The following is a 14,009-nucleotide window of genomic DNA, read 5'->3' as shown; positions in this document are numbered from 1 at the left end:
TCAGATCAATATTTTAAACGATCAGTGAGCGCTACGATGTCTCTCTCCCGCTTCCGTATAACCCGATTTCAATTTGCCCGCGACCGCGTAATCGGCGACAGTCAGGTTCGCGCCGACGAGACCAACGTCGCCGCGCTCGAACTGATCTCGGACACAGGCCACGTGGGGCTCGGCTTCATCCAGACCCTTTTTTATCCCCTGCCGGATCAGGCCGAGATCGAGGTCGTTTTCGAGAACGAAGTCTGGCCGGTGATCAAGGGAGAAAAGGCGATCGGACTGGTTCATCGCGTGAACCGGCCGCGCGGCGGCAACCAGCGCGCCTACTCCCTGCCATTCCAAGAAGCGCTGCAGGTGGCCCTCTGGGACCTTGCCGCCAAGCAGGCAGGCATGCCCTTGCACCGCCTCCTTGGAAGCCGACGCAACCGCGTCCGCGCCTATGCGAGCGGCCTTGATTTCCACCTAAGCGACGACGCCTTCAGCGCGCTGTTCGCGCATGCCGCGAGCGTCGGCTACACGGCCTTCAAGATCAAGGTCGGCCATCCTGATTTTGCCCGCGACCTTCGCCGCCTCGAACTCTTGAAGAAGGTCGTGCCAGAGGGGGCACAGATCATGATCGATCCGAACGAAGCCTGGGGCTCTAAGGAGGCCCTGGTCAAGCTGACGGCAATACGCGATGCAGGACACAATCTCCTCTGGGTGGAAGATCCCATTCTGCGCCACGATTTCGAGGGTTTGCGAACCCTGCGTCACGCTGTCAACTGGACGCAGATCAACAGCGGAGAATATCTCGATCTGTCCGGCAAGAGGATCCTGCTCGACCATCACGGCGCCGACATTCTGAACGTTCACGGCCAGGTGACGGATGTCATGCGCATCGGTTGGCTGGCCGCCGAACTAGGCATCCCGGTCAGCCTCGGCAATACCTTCCTGGAGATCGGCGTTCACATGGCTGTCGCCCTGCCGGAGGTGGAATGGCTGGAATATTCCTTCCAGAACTTTGACCACCTGGTCGAGACGCCAATCGAGATCAGCAATGGCTTCGCCTACGCGCCGGAGCGCCCGGGGCATGGATTGGTGCTTTCGGAGGAGGCACGGCGCGAATGGGCGCGACCACACCGACTGGAGCGGTCCAAACTTGGACCGGCCCCAAAAAACCAGCGCCTTCCTCTCCTCCCATGAGGATAAGTTCGCAATAGGCGACCCCACAAGTTGCGGGAAATGGAAAAGCGTGATCCCCGTTATGTGAAAATTTTCCACAGCGCTTGCCGTTTGCACGCGTAGAAAACGTAGCTGGCAGCGTGAGTTCACCAAGCAGATCTTGCTCGATACCGGCCAGCGGCGGCTTAGCCTATCGCAAAGCGAACCACCGCCATGAATATTTTCTCCCTTGTTCGAAGTCACCGGATTTAGATCAGCCGAGCGCGTGACCGGCCAATGCGTATATTTTCGGTGTGCCGGCGGGACGGCGTTCGCGTGCTTCCGGCCATGGGCGCCCGCGTGACATGGTGGTAACGGTATCGAAAACGAGAAGGCCGCAATCGGAGAGGAAATCGGAGAAGGCTCCGCTTTTCTCACGTGTGTCCAGCCGTAGGAATTTGCCCGTGTGCTCCGCGATGTGCGGGCGACTGATGGCGATCGCATCAGCATCGCTGGCTGCCGACATGGGGCCGATGACGTACCCGCGGCCGAATCGCCGGCAGAAGGAGTAGGCTTCAATCTTTCCGTTGCGGATCAACCCTAAGCCGCTGGACGCGAGAAGAACTCGGCTCAGCAGCACGGTGCGATCCGCGCCGAAAGCCTCTTTGTCCAGAGCGGCGACCGCCGAGAGGTCCGACATGTCGAGCGCTCGGAGTTCGACGCTGGCCGGTATTTCCACTTCAGCCGGAGAAAACGCCTCGCCCTGACATTGGAAGACGACGGCTTCGGCGGTGAAGTCGAGGGAACGGTAAAGGCGTTTTGCCGCCCGCGTGGCATTAAGACCGAGATTGCATTCAGGAATCTGGGCCAGAATGTGTTCCATCAGCCATTGGCCGGCACCATTGGCCTGAAGGCGCGGCGAGGTGATGACCAACCCGATCGTGGCGAAATCCTCACCATGGGGAAACCACATGGCCGATCCCAGAACGCGCCCGACCTCATCCAGCGCCACCACACCCTTGCCGAGATCACGGGCAAATTGCCAATCATCGGCGCGGTGCGGCCAGCCGACGCCGATCGACAGGGCATGCAATTGTTCGAGGTCGACAGTATTGATGTCGGCGATGCGCATCTCGAAGCTGTCAACCAGTCTCGATTTTCTAGCGGTCACGCGCTCCTCCAAAATGGATCCAGGAAAACGCCGTCGAATACTACCCGGCGCCTTCCCGATCAGACTATGGGAAAATTGCCAGCAGAAATCGCTGGTAAATCCCATGCCGGCGCAACAATCAACCAAATGTGCGAGGCTTTCGGCATGTAAAACCTCGCCGGTTGTAAAAGATTCCAGTGGCGGTATCGCCATTCACCCAAGAGGTTTGGGAATGTTTCCTTCCGTCAGCGCTGCACGTCCTCCCAAGACTCTGGCGGCCGGTTTCGCAATCAACGCAGGCCTGCAATAGGGATGCTCATGCAAGTAGTCGAGATCCTCCGCAAGCTCATCGACTTTCCCTCCATCGTCGGCACGCCCAATGGCGCGATCGTCTCTTGGATCGATGCCTATCTCCGCTCCTTCGCGGTCGAAGCTCATATTCTTCCGGGCCACGAAGGCGATCGGGCCAATCTCTTTGCGACTATCGGCCCTTCCGACAGGCCGGGCTACATCCTTTCCGGCCATATGGATGTCGTCCCCGCCAACGAAGCCGGCTGGAGCGCCGACCCCTTCGTGCTGAGAACCGAAGGAGAGCGACTTTACGGCCGCGGCACTTCCGACATGAAGGGATTTCTGGCTGCCGTCCTCGCCGCCGTGCCGACGCTGATGGCGAGCCCGCTTGCCCGCCCCGTCCATCTCGCCTTTTCCTATGATGAGGAGGCAGGCTGCCGTGGTGTGCCTCACCTGCTCGCCCGGCTGCCCGAACTCTGCGCGCCGCCGCTCGGCGCGATCATCGGGGAACCGAGCGGCATGCAGGCGATCCTCGCCCACAAGGGCAAGGCCGCCGCGCGCATCATCATCAAGGGCCGCTCCGGCCATTCCTCCCGGCCCGATCTCGGTCTCAACGCGGTGCATGCCATGGCGGACGTGCTGAATGCGGCAATTTCAACGGCGGAGGATCTGATGCAAGGGCCGTTCGACGGCGCATTCGAGCCTTCCTATTCCTCCTTGCAGGCCGGAACGATCAGCGGCGGCCAAGCCGTCAACATCATTCCGGAGGTCTGCACGCTGGAAGTGGAGGCACGCGCAATCTCCGGCATCGATCCCGTCTCTCCGCTTGCTCTCGTGCGCAACGCGGCGGAAGCCCAGAAGGCACGCGGTTTTGCCGTCGAATGGGAAATCCTCAGCGCCTATCCGGCTCTCTCGCTTGCGCCCACCGCACCGCTTGCCGGTCTCCTCCGGGAATTGACCGGCAAAGCGCCGCTCGCCGCCGTCAGCTACGGTACCGAAGCCGGCCTCTACCAGCGCGCGGGCGTGGATGCGATCATCTGCGGTCCTGGCGATATCGCCCGCGCCCACAAGCCCGATGAGTTCATTCTGACGAGCGAACTCGCCGCCTGCCAGGCGATGGTCGAGGCGCTTGCCGCCCGCTGCCGCGCCTGACTGGGGCAAGACTTAAGGATCAACGCCGATGACCTTTCTCTTCAATTCCGATGCCCGCCGCGGCGCAATTTTCCAGGAGATCTTCGCGCGCGAACTGCCGGATCTGGATTTTTCGATGGACCCCGCGACCGTCGACCCCGAGGCGGTGCGCTACCTGATCACCTGGACGGTCCCGTCCGACCTCTCTCGTTACCGCAATCTCGAAGTGCTGTTTTCCATCGGCGCCGGGGTCGACCAGTTCCAGATCGCCGAGGTGCCGGATCACGTGAAGGTGGTGCGCATGGTCGAGGACGGTATCGTACGGATGATGCAGGAATATGTGACGCTTGCCGCGCTGGTGCTTCACCGCAACCTACCCGCCTATATCGGCCAGCAGCGCGACCGGCTCTGGCAGGCTCTGCCGCAGCTACAGGCCTCGGAGCGCCGCATCGGCGTGCTCGGCCTCGGCGTGCTCGGTCGGGCCGTGCTCGAGCGGCTGAAGCCTTTCGGTTTTCCCCTGTCGGGCTGGAGCCGATCACACCATGAACTTGAAGGCGTGAGCTGCCACGCGGGAGATGCCGGCCTCGAGGCCATGCTTGCCGAGAGCGATATTCTGGTCTGCCTTCTGCCGCTCACCGATGAGACCCGCGGCTTTCTCAATGCCGATCTTTTCAGCCGCCTGCCGCAGGACGCGGCGCTCGTTCATACCGGCCGCGGGCCGCAGCTCGATCATGAAGCCCTGATTGCGGCTTTGGACAGCGGCCATCTCTCCGGCGCGGTGATCGACGTCACCGATCCGGAACCGCTGCCGGCGGACCACGCCTTCTGGGGCCATCCGCGCATCTTGCTGACGCCCCATGTGGCGAGCGTCACTCAGCCCCAGACCGCCGCCCGCGCCGTTGCCGAAAACATCAAGCGGATGCGCGCCGGATCCGATCCGGTCGGCCTCATCGACCGCCGTCGCGGCTACTGACATGTCCAACCTCGAAAGGAAAACTCCATGCCACTTCTCAAGACCATCGATCCCAACCCTTCCTTTGCGCCGCGGGAGAACGTGCCGCTGCCCGAGCGGCTGATCTCCGGCGACCCTCAGTTCAAGACCTGGGCGCAGGATATTGCCCGCGGCGAGATGATCCATACCGGTGTCTGGGAAGCCACGCCCGGCGTCACGCGCTCGATCAAGGGCGAGACCTTCGAATTCTGCCACATCCTGTCTGGCGTCGTCGAACTGACGCCCGAAGGCGGCGATCCCGTGGTCTACGAGGCGGGGGACAGCTTCGTCATGAAGCCCGGTTTCGTCGGCGTTTGGAAGACCATCGAGACGGTCCGCAAGATCTACGTCACCGTCATGGCGTGAGAGGGCTTCCGCGTTCCGATGTCGCCATGCATCGGGACGCAAAACAATAAGCTGCCGGGCGGCGGCAGAACGGGTTTTTCCGCTGCCCTCCCCGCCATCATCGGATCAAGCTACTTCGGCCGTTCGGCTAGCCTCGTTTCAGTGATCCGAGGTATTGCCATGACCCTAAGTTTCGATCCCGACAGAATTTCCCTTCCCATCGGCCATCTCATTGGAGATCGCCTCATACCGGCCGAGGGCGTCATTCCCATGCGCCGCCCGTCCGACGGCAAGGCCTATGCCGATTGCCCTGTCGCCGGCGAGGACCTGGTCGACCATGCCGTTCAATCCGCAAAGGCCGCGCTGAAGGACAGCAACTGGGGCGGCATTCGCCCGCGTGAGCGCCTGAAGGTGTTGCATCGATGGGCCGATCTGATCGAGCAGGAAGCGCCCGAGCTCGCAAGGCTGGAGGCGCTGTCATCGACCCGTCCCGTCGGCCATCTGGTGGAAGGCGACATCGCGGTATCAGCCGAACAGATCCGCTTCTTCGCCGAGTTTGCCGACAAGGAAGGCAGCGATCTGGTGCCGACCGACGACGGCAATCTCGGCATGATCATGACCGAGCCCTATGGCGTGGTCGGCGCGATCACACCGTGGAATTTTCCGGTATCGATGGCGGCTTGGAAGCTCGGCCCGGCGCTCGCCGCCGGCAATGCCGTGGTTCTGAAGCCGTCCGAGATCACGCCCTTTTCGACCATCCGCCTTGCCGAACTCGCGCTTCGCGCCGGCCTGCCTGCCGGCCTGATCAATGTCGTACTGGGTGACGGCCCCGTCACCGGCACGGCGATTACTGGACATCCTGACATCAGCAAGGTCAGCTTCACCGGCTCGACGCGCGCGGGTTCGGCGATCATGGAAAACATCGCCCGCACCGGCATCAAGCCGATGACGCTGGAGCTTGGCGGCAAGAGCCCGCAGCTCGTTTTCGCCGATGCGGATCTCGGCAAGACGGCGGCTGCGATTGCCGCCGGCATCATGAGCAATGCCGGCCAGGCCTGCGTGGCCGGCTCCCGCCTCATCGTCGAGGAAACTGCGGCCGCCCCGCTCGTCGAGGCGATCGTCGCCCGCATGAAGATCGTGGCTGCCGCCCCGACCTGGGATGGCGCGGCGCAATATTCGCCGATCATTTCCGAAAGGCAGCAGGATCGCATCCATTCGATCGTCTCGGCGGCGGTCGAAGCCGGCGGCGAATGCCTGGCCGGCGGCATGCCGATGGAGGGTCCCGGCTATTTCTACAGGCCGACCCTGATCGCCGGGATCGACCGGAACTCACCCGCCATCACCGAAGAGATTTTCGGTCCCGTGCTGACGCTCCAGACCTTCCGGGACGAGGAGGAGGCGCTCGCACTTGCCGACCATCCGACCTACGGCCTTGCCGCCGGGCTCTTCACCCGGGACCTTTCCCGGGCAATCCGGCTCACCCGCCGTCTGCAGACCGGAACGGTCTGGGTCAACCGATACAACCGCTCGCGCGATCATATCCTGCCGACCGGCGGCTACAAGCAGTCGGGCATCGGCAAGGATCTCGGCCGCGAGGCCTATCACGCCAACCGCAAGAGCAAGAGCGTCTTGATCAGCCTTTGAGGAGGATATCGCCATGACAAACTATCGGATCGCTCTTATTCCCGGCGACGGCATCGGACGCGATGTCACTGCAGCCGCCTGGTTGGTGCTGCAGAAGGCAGCCGACAAGACGGGCTTCATGCTTGACGGTGAGGAATTCCCCTGGTCCTGCGCCTTCTACAAAGAAACCGGCGCGATGATGCCGGCCGATGGCATCGAGACGCTGCGCGGCTTCGACGCCATTCTGCTCGGCGCAGTCGGCTGGCCGGCGGAGGTGCCGGATTCGGTATCGCTGCATGGCCTTTTGCTGCCGATCCGCAAGAGCTTCGTGCAATATGCCAATATCCGCCCGCATCGGCTGCTGCCCGGCGTGCAGGGTCCGCTGAGATCGGCAGGCTTCGATATCCTCTGCATCCGCGAAAACACCGAGGGCGAATATTCCGGCGCCGGCGGCCGCGTCCATCAGGGCACGGCGGACGAGGTCGCCGTCGAGACATCGATCTTCACCCGGACGGGCGTCGAACGCATCCTGCGCTTCGCATTCGAACAGGCGCGCGCCCGCCGCGGCAAGCTCGCCTCGGTGACGAAGTCGAACGCCCAGAAATTTTCGATGGTCTTCTGGGACGAGATCACCCGTAAGCTCGCCGATGAATACGCCGATGTCGAGGTCACGAGCTATCACATCGATGCCATGGCGGCGCGCATGGTGATGGCGCCGGAAAGCCTCGATGTGGTCGTCGCCTCCAATCTCTTCGGCGATATCCTGACCGACCTCGGCGCCGCCATCCAGGGCGGGCTCGGCTTTGCCGCCTCCGCCAATATCAATCCCGATCGTAGCGCGCCGTCGATGTTCGAACCCGTACATGGATCGGCGCCCGACATCGCCCATCTCGGCATCGCCAATCCGATCGCCGCCATCTGGTCCGGCGCCATGATGCTCGATCACCTCGGCGAGAGAGCCGCCGCCGGCGCCATCATCAAGGCGATCGAATGGACCACCGCCTGCGGCATCCGCACGATCCAGGGCAAGGACAGAACCGAGGCGATCACGGCCTCCATTCTCGCTCAGTTGTAACATCTTCATCGGGGATAGACAGATGCAGAACTTGAAGGAAACCGGCCTCTTCCGGCAACAGGCGCTCATCGGCGGAAAATGGATTGCCGCCGCATCCGGCAATAGCGTCGAGGTCACCGATCCGGCCACGCAAACGGTCATCGGCACGGTGCCCGACATGGGAGCCGCCGAAACGCGCGCCGCGATCGAAGCCGCCGAGGCGGCCTATGGTCCATGGAAGAAAAAGACCCATGCCGAGCGCGCCGCGCTGCTGGAGGCCTGGCACGCGCTGATGATCGACCATATCGAGGATCTGGCGCTGATCCTGACTACGGAACAGGGCAAGCCGCTCGACGAGGCGCGCGGCGAGATCCGCTATGGCGCCTCCTTCGTCAAATGGTTTGCCGAGGAAGCCCGCCGAATCGGCGGCCACACGATCCCCTCGCCGGCGGCGGACCGCCGTATTGTGGTGCTGAAGGAGCCGGTCGGCGTCTGCGGCATCATCACGCCCTGGAACTTTCCGAATGCTATGATCACCCGCAAGGTGGCGCCCGCACTCGCCGCCGGCTGCACCGTCGTCATCAAGCCCTCGGAATTCACGCCGTTTTCGGCGCTCGCCATCGGCTGGCTTGCTGAAAAAGCCGGCATTCCGGCCGGCGTGATCAACATCGTCACCGGCATGCCGACCGGGATCGGCAACGAGATCATGGCCAACGAGGCGGTCCGCAAGATCTCCTTCACCGGCTCGACCCGCGTCGGCTCGCTGTTGATGCGGGGTGCCGCCGACAGCGTGAAGCGGCTTTCCCTGGAACTCGGCGGCAACGCGCCGTTCATTGTCTTCGACGATGCAGATCTCGATGCCGCTGTCGAGGGCACGATCGCCTCGAAATTCCGCAATGGCGGCCAGACCTGCGTCTGCGCCAACCGCATTCTCGTCCAGGCCGGCGTCTATGACGCCTTTGCCGAGAAGCTCGCGGCCCGTGTCGACAGGATGAAGGTCGGTCCGGGAACGGAAACAGGCGTGGCGATCGGGCCTATGATCAACGAGGCGGCGATCGCCAAGATCAACCGCCACATCGATGATGCGCTGGCCAAAGGCGCGACGATCGTCACCAGAAGAGCGGAGCTGCCGGCCGGCCGGCAATATACAGCCCCCATGGTCCTGACCGGCGCGACCACCGAGATGCAGCTTGCCAGCGAGGAGACCTTCGGTCCCGTCGCGCCGCTCTTTCGCTTCGAGACCGAGGAAGAGGCGCTCGCCATAGCCAACGGCACGCCCTACGGCCTTGCCGCCTATTTCTATACGGAAAGCCTCAAGCGCGCCTGGCGGGTCGGCGAAGCGCTCGAATTCGGCATGGTGGGCCTCAACACCGGCGCCATCTCGACCGAGGTCGCCCCCTTCGGCGGCGTCAAGCAGTCGGGGCTCGGCCGCGAAGGCGCGCAGGCCGGCATCGAGGAATATCTCGAAATGAAATCCTTCCACATCGGCGGCCTCGCCTGACCGGTTCCTGCCGATAAAACAGATAGAGGGGTTGCCAACACAACCCCTCTATCTGCCTGGGAGGAAAAAGAAACAGCCGGCTTACTGAACCTTGTCGAGCATCTTGTAATAGAGTCCCACCAGCGGCAGGAACCACGGCTTGCCGAAATGACCGGGCACCGCCGGCCATTCCAGACCCTTTAATGGGTTATGGTCCGGGCGGCCGAGGATCGCGTCGGCGATCGTCATGCCGAGATGGGTTGAGAGCTGCGCCCCATGGCCGGAATAGCCCATCGCAAACCAGGCTCCGTCCTGATATCCGGCGCGGGGGTAGCGGTCCTTGGTCATGTCGACCAGCCCGCCCCAGCAATAATCGATCTCGACATCGGCAAGCTGCGGAAAGATGCGGCTGAGGCTCTCGCGCAGGATCGCGCCGCTTTTGGCATCGGAGCGCTGATCCGAGGCGGCGGAGAAGCGTGCCCTGCCCCCGAAGATCAGCCGGTTGTCGGGTGCCAGCCGCCAGTAATTGCCGATATTCATCGAGTTCACGCAGGTGCGGTTGCCGGGCATGGTCGCCGCGATCTCCGCTTGCGTCAGCGGCCGGGTTGCGATGATGAAGCTGCCGACCGGGATGATGCGGCGGCGGAAATAGCCGAAGTTGGGCGTCGTATAGGCGCCCGTTGCGATCAGCACCTGATCCGCCGTCACGACGCCCTTGGCGGTCTTCAGCACATGTCTGCCATCCGCCCGGCGATGGTCGGTGACAGCAGCGTTTTCAACGATGATCGCGCCATGGCGTCCGGCCGCTTCCGCCAGCCCGACGACATAGCGCCCCATATGCATCATGGCGCTTTTCTTCGACAGCATCGCGCCATGAAAGGCCGCGCCGACCTCGTTTTTCAGGTCGCTTGCCGACAGCAGGGCCGTCTCGGGATCCACTTCGGCGTGAACAGCCTCGAAATTGCGGGCGATCGCATCGAAATGCTGTGGCTTGGAGGCGAGCTTGAGTTTCCCGGCGCGGCGGAAATTGCAGTCGATCTCCTCCTCGGCGACGATCGCCTCGATCGTGTCGATCGAGGCGTCGAGTGCCTGGTAGAGCGCGATGGCGCGCTCCTTGCCGAGTTCGGCCTTGGCGCCGATGAAGCTGTGGGCAAGGCCGTTGTTGAGATGGCCGCCATTGCGCCCGGATGCTCCCCAGCCGACCCTCTCAGCCTCCAGCACGATGACGCGCGCACCCGCCTTGGCGAGCTGGCGCGCCGCCGCGAGCCCCGTAAAGCCGGCGCCAATGACCGCGACATCATAGTGACCTTCGACAGGCCCTTGCGCCGCATTGGCGAAAGCCGGAGCGGTATCGTGCCAGTAGGATTGAAGCTTCATCGCCTCGCGTCCTCAGAGCCCGACGACGCCGGGCAGACCCGAAATATCGGGAATCTCGAGATAGCCGTAATAGGGGTTGGCAGGCTCGTGGCCACGATTGACCCAGACCTTGTTCTTGATCCCGAGATCATGGGCCGACATCAGGTCGTAGCGGAAGGACGAGGAGCAATGGAGGATGTCTTCGGGGCCGCAGCCCAGCATGTCGAACATGTATTCGAAGGCCTGGAAGCGCGGCTTGTAGGCATTGGCCTGCTCTGCGGTATAGACCGCATGGAACGGCGCTCCGAGTTTCTCTACGTTCGACATGATCTGCACGTTCATTGCGTTGGACAGGATTACCAGCGGAATTTCCTTGGCAACCTTCGAAAGACCGGCCGGGACGTCGGCATGCGGCCCCCAGGTCGGCACGCGCTCATAGACCATGCGCGCGGCTTCCTCGCGGAATATTATGCCGTTGCGCTTGCAGGCCCGTTCGAGAGAATTGTGCACCACTTCTTTATAGGGCTTCCAGTCGCCGAGGATTTCGTCGAGGCGATAGGCTGCGAAGTTCTTGATGAACTCCACCATGCGCGCCTCGTCGAGCTGTTCGCCATAGAGATCGCGGGCCGCTTCCGCCATTTGAAAGTTGGTCAGCGTGCCGTAGCAATCGAAGGTAATGTATTTCGGACGGAAGTGAGCCATGACGGTATCCTGAGCGTTTCCAGTTGTTTCGTCTGCCCTCATCATAGGCCGCAGTGCGGGCGTCCGGTCGACTGAAATCCGGACCGGCAAAGCAGAATGTTTCGTATCCTGAGCCGGCTTTGGCAGAACGTTGCGCATGGCCGCCGCCGCGGCTGCTCATTTCGGCCGAGGGATTTGCGAAGCGTGCGCGCCTGCCAGCATAAGATGCGGCGGAGCGTCCGACCAACGCTATAAGATACTGCCGGGATCGTGGCCTTCAGACAATCTGCCGGTCGATACTGCACCACACTTGCCGGCAAGAGATGAAGGACATCCCAATGCAGACAAGTCAGATCGACCTTGCGGCCTTCGGCCCCGAACACCTGGAAGCGGCGGTCTCCCTCTCCCGGCAGGCGGGCTGGCCGCACCGGCTGGAAGACTGGCAGATGGCGCTTGCCCTCAGCGAAGGTGTGGTTGCGATCGAAGCGGGCCGCGTCGTCGGAACAGCGCTGACGACCATGTACGAGGCCGACTGCGCCACCATCAACATGGTGATCGTCGACGCGGCGATGCGTGGACGCGGCGTCGGCCGCAGGCTGATGGATGCCGCATTGGAGACCGCCGGCAGCCGGCCTCTCCGCTTGGTCGCGACGAAAGAGGGTTTGCCGCTTTATGAGAAACTCGGCTTTGCGCAGACGGGCACGATCCTGCAGCATCAGGGCGTTGCGGGAGAGGTCGCTGCTTTGCCGGGAACGGAAGCCGCGACCGGCGCCGACATCGATGCAATCATCGAACTCGACCGTTGCGCCTTCGGCGCCGATCGCAGGCGATTGATCGCCTATCTCGCCAAAATCGGCGACGTCGCGGTAATGCGCCGCGGCGGTCGCATCTGCGGCTTTGCCGTGCTGCGCGCTTTCGGCCGCGGCGAAGTCATCGGTCCCGTCGTTGCCGGCGGCCTCGATGACGCCAAGGCTCTCGCCGCGCATTTCATCGCCCGCCGCCCCGGACGGTTTTTGCGTATCGACACGACTTCCGATACGGGGCTTGCCCCCTGGCTCGCCGCGCAAGGCCTAGCCCATGTCGGCGGCGGCATCGCCATGGCAAAGCCGCTAACCCCGCGCGCCGCCTATCCGGTCGCCGCCACTTTCGCACTCGTCAATCAGGCCCTCGGCTGAGGCAGGAGACGTTCATGTACAGAAATTCCCTCATCGAGCTCGACCGCGCTCATCTCGTTCATCCGGTTGCCTCTTATCGCGGCCATGAAGCGCAGGGCGTGCGGGTTCTCGCCTCCGCCAAGGGCGCGACGGTCACCGATGCTTACGGCCGCCAACTGATCGACGGCTTTGCCGGCCTCTGGTGCGTCAATGCCGGCTATGGTCACGAGTCGATCGTCGCGGCGGCGACGCGCCAGATGCGCGAACTGCCTTATGCGACGGCCTATTTCGGCTTGGGTTCGGAACCGGCCATCCGCCTTGCCGCCGAGCTTGCCGAGCGGGCGCCCGGAGATCTGAGCCACATCTATTTCACGCTCGGCGGCTCCGACGCCGTCGACAGCACGGTCCGCTTCATCCGCTACTATTGGAGCGCGCGCGGAAAGCCGCAGCGCGACCAGTTCATCTCGATCGAGCAGGGCTATCACGGCTCCTCGACGGTCGGTGCGGGCCTGACCGCGCTGCCCGTCTTCCATGCCGGCTTCGGCATTCCTTTCGACTGGCAGCATAAAATTCCGTCGCCCTATCCTTACCGCAATCCGGCCGGCGACGATCCGCAGGCGATCATCGCGGCATCGCTTGCCGCTTTGCGGGCCAAGGTCGAGGCGATCGGCGCGGATCGCGTCGCCGCATTCTATGCCGAGCCGATCCAGGGCTCCGGCGGCGTCATCGTTCCGCCGAACGGCTGGTTCAAGGCTATGCACGACCTCTGCCGCGAGCTCGATATTCTCTTTGTCGCTGATGAGGTGATCACCGGCTTCGGCCGCACCGGGCCGCTCTTTGCCTGCTCGCAGGAGGAGGTCGTTCCCGATTTCATGACGACAGCCAAGGGGCTGACATCGGGCTATGTGCCGATGGGTGCCGTCTTCATGGCCGACCATGTCTATCAGGTGATCGCCGAGGGCGCTGGCGCTTCGGCGATCGGTCACGGCTATACTTATTCCGCCCATCCGGTCAGCGCCGCCGTCGCCCTCGAGGTGCTGAAGCTCTACGAGAACGGCCTGCTGGAGAACGGTGTCAAGGCCGGCGCCCGGCTGATGGCGGGGCTCGAGGCGTTGAGGGACCATCCTCTGGTCGGCGATGTGCGCGGACGCGGCATGCTGGCGGCAATCGAACTCGTGACCGACAAGACGGCCCGCACGCCGCTTCCCGCCGAAGCGCAGCCCGCGCGGCGCATTTTCGACCGCGCCTGGGAGAACGGCCTGGTGATCCGCGCCTTCGCCAACGGCGTTATCGGCTATGCCCCGCCGCTCTGCTGCACCGATGCCGATATCGACGCGATCCTGGAACGGACCGCCAAGACGCTCGACCAGACATTGGAGGACCCCGACGTCAGGCGGGCGCTGAGGGATTGAACCTCGGCCGAGGAAATACTGCGGGATGCCGATATTCAGAATTTTGTGCCGCATCACGGCGCCTATTCGGCGCAATCCGTGCGGAGAAGGTGCCAAACTCCAGATGAGCAGAAGCCAAGCGCCCCTTTAAAATAGGGGGCTCATCATAAGAAACCCGGGAAAACCGGGCTTGGGAACGAGATAGATTTTTGCGAAGCGGCCGTG

At 63.1% G+C, this 14,009-nt stretch carries 12 protein-coding genes; 9 read left to right on the top strand and 3 right to left on the bottom strand.

The genetic code is table 11. From position 1 onward, the window contains the following. Nucleotides 1-36 precede the first annotated feature (36 nt). Nucleotides 37-1,179 carry a mandelate racemase/muconate lactonizing enzyme family protein gene (locus FHT87_RS07475; protein WP_183800660.1) on the top strand — a complete coding sequence of 381 codons (1,143 nt, stop codon included), beginning with the start codon at nucleotides 37-39 and terminating at the stop codon, nucleotides 1,177-1,179. 232 nt (nucleotides 1,180-1,411) lie between these two features. On the opposite strand, the gene FHT87_RS07470 is transcribed toward FHT87_RS07475, so the two are convergent. Next, the gene (locus FHT87_RS07470) at nucleotides 1,412-2,269 is read right to left on the bottom strand and encodes a GNAT family N-acetyltransferase (protein WP_246699596.1); all 858 of its coding nucleotides are present in this window, start codon (nucleotides 2,267-2,269) and stop codon (nucleotides 1,412-1,414) included. Nucleotides 2,270-2,605: 336 nt separating this feature from the next. Between FHT87_RS07470 and argE the strand changes: the two genes are divergently transcribed. The 6 genes from argE to FHT87_RS07440 all read left to right on the top strand — a co-directional run bounded on the left by argE (nucleotide 2,606) and on the right by FHT87_RS07440 (nucleotide 9,223). After that, nucleotides 2,606-3,730, top strand: a complete 1,125-nt coding sequence (gene argE, locus FHT87_RS07465; protein ID WP_183726812.1) for an acetylornithine deacetylase — start codon at nucleotides 2,606-2,608, stop codon at nucleotides 3,728-3,730. 28 nt (nucleotides 3,731-3,758) lie between these two features. Further along, nucleotides 3,759-4,682, top strand: coding sequence for a glyoxylate/hydroxypyruvate reductase A (locus FHT87_RS07460; RefSeq protein WP_183800657.1), 924 nt, complete (start codon nucleotides 3,759-3,761; stop codon nucleotides 4,680-4,682). A 27-nt stretch (nucleotides 4,683-4,709) separates the two neighbouring features. Next, nucleotides 4,710-5,066 (top strand): cupin domain-containing protein, encoded by a 357-nt coding sequence (locus FHT87_RS07455; protein WP_183800654.1) that lies wholly within the window; start codon nucleotides 4,710-4,712, stop codon nucleotides 5,064-5,066. A gap of 159 nt (nucleotides 5,067-5,225) precedes the next feature. After that, the gene (locus FHT87_RS07450) at nucleotides 5,226-6,689 is read left to right on the top strand and encodes an aldehyde dehydrogenase family protein (protein ID WP_183800651.1); all 1,464 of its coding nucleotides are present in this window, start codon (nucleotides 5,226-5,228) and stop codon (nucleotides 6,687-6,689) included. Nucleotides 6,690-6,702: 13 nt separating this feature from the next. Beyond that, on the top strand, nucleotides 6,703-7,743 hold the full coding sequence (locus FHT87_RS07445) for a tartrate dehydrogenase (protein WP_183800648.1): 1,041 nt from the start codon (nucleotides 6,703-6,705) through the stop codon (nucleotides 7,741-7,743). Nucleotides 7,744-7,765: 22 nt separating this feature from the next. Beyond that, nucleotides 7,766-9,223, top strand: coding sequence for an NAD-dependent succinate-semialdehyde dehydrogenase (locus FHT87_RS07440; RefSeq protein WP_183800645.1), 1,458 nt, complete (start codon nucleotides 7,766-7,768; stop codon nucleotides 9,221-9,223). A gap of 81 nt (nucleotides 9,224-9,304) precedes the next feature. Here FHT87_RS07440 and FHT87_RS07435 read toward each other — a convergent pair whose 3' ends face one another. Next, nucleotides 9,305-10,579 carry an FAD-binding oxidoreductase gene (locus FHT87_RS07435; RefSeq protein ID WP_183726800.1) on the bottom strand — a complete coding sequence of 425 codons (1,275 nt, stop codon included), beginning with the start codon at nucleotides 10,577-10,579 and terminating at the stop codon, nucleotides 9,305-9,307. 12 nt (nucleotides 10,580-10,591) lie between these two features. Further along, on the bottom strand, nucleotides 10,592-11,260 hold the full coding sequence (locus tag FHT87_RS07430; RefSeq protein ID WP_183726798.1) for a haloacid dehalogenase type II: 669 nt from the start codon (nucleotides 11,258-11,260) through the stop codon (nucleotides 10,592-10,594). Between the two features lie 317 nt (nucleotides 11,261-11,577). On the opposite strand from FHT87_RS07430, the gene FHT87_RS07425 reads away from it, so the two are divergent. Together FHT87_RS07425 and FHT87_RS07420 are read left to right on the top strand one after the other, a co-directional pair. Next, entirely contained in the window at nucleotides 11,578-12,414 is an 837-nt protein-coding gene (locus tag FHT87_RS07425) for a GNAT family N-acetyltransferase (protein WP_183726796.1), read from the top strand. A gap of 14 nt (nucleotides 12,415-12,428) precedes the next feature. Then, nucleotides 12,429-13,805: an aspartate aminotransferase family protein gene (locus FHT87_RS07420; RefSeq protein WP_183726794.1), complete on the top strand. Its 1,377-nt coding sequence runs from the start codon at nucleotides 12,429-12,431 to the stop codon at nucleotides 13,803-13,805. Nucleotides 13,806-14,009 lie beyond the last annotated feature (204 nt).

The sequence above is a fragment of the Rhizobium sp. BK316 genome, assembly GCF_014193695.1.
Classification (GTDB): domain Bacteria; phylum Pseudomonadota; class Alphaproteobacteria; order Rhizobiales; family Rhizobiaceae; genus Rhizobium.
The sequence above is the reverse complement of the archived record's forward strand: the minus strand, read 5'-3'. Positions and strand labels throughout refer to the sequence as shown.

Excerpts from the sequence above, each read along its gene's own strand:
- FHT87_RS07430 (WP_183726798.1), bottom strand. The coding sequence starts at position 11,260 with ATGGCTCACTTCCGTCCGAAATACATTACCTTCGATTGCTACGGCACG.
- FHT87_RS07425 (WP_183726796.1), top strand. The coding sequence starts at position 11,578 with ATGCAGACAAGTCAGATCGACCTTGCGGCCTTCGGCCCCGAACACCTG.
- FHT87_RS07470 (WP_246699596.1), bottom strand. The coding sequence starts at position 2,269 with ATGCGCATCGCCGACATCAATACTGTCGACCTCGAACAATTGCATGCC.
- FHT87_RS07445 (WP_183800648.1), top strand. The coding sequence starts at position 6,703 with ATGACAAACTATCGGATCGCTCTTATTCCCGGCGACGGCATCGGACGC.
- argE (WP_183726812.1), top strand. The coding sequence starts at position 2,606 with ATGCAAGTAGTCGAGATCCTCCGCAAGCTCATCGACTTTCCCTCCATC.
- FHT87_RS07420 (WP_183726794.1), top strand. The coding sequence starts at position 12,429 with ATGTACAGAAATTCCCTCATCGAGCTCGACCGCGCTCATCTCGTTCAT.
- FHT87_RS07435 (WP_183726800.1), bottom strand. The coding sequence starts at position 10,579 with ATGAAGCTTCAATCCTACTGGCACGATACCGCTCCGGCTTTCGCCAAT.
- FHT87_RS07475 (WP_183800660.1), top strand. The coding sequence starts at position 37 with ATGTCTCTCTCCCGCTTCCGTATAACCCGATTTCAATTTGCCCGCGAC.
- FHT87_RS07455 (WP_183800654.1), top strand. The coding sequence starts at position 4,710 with ATGCCACTTCTCAAGACCATCGATCCCAACCCTTCCTTTGCGCCGCGG.
- FHT87_RS07460 (WP_183800657.1), top strand. The coding sequence starts at position 3,759 with ATGACCTTTCTCTTCAATTCCGATGCCCGCCGCGGCGCAATTTTCCAG.
- FHT87_RS07450 (WP_183800651.1), top strand. The coding sequence starts at position 5,226 with ATGACCCTAAGTTTCGATCCCGACAGAATTTCCCTTCCCATCGGCCAT.
- FHT87_RS07440 (WP_183800645.1), top strand. The coding sequence starts at position 7,766 with ATGCAGAACTTGAAGGAAACCGGCCTCTTCCGGCAACAGGCGCTCATC.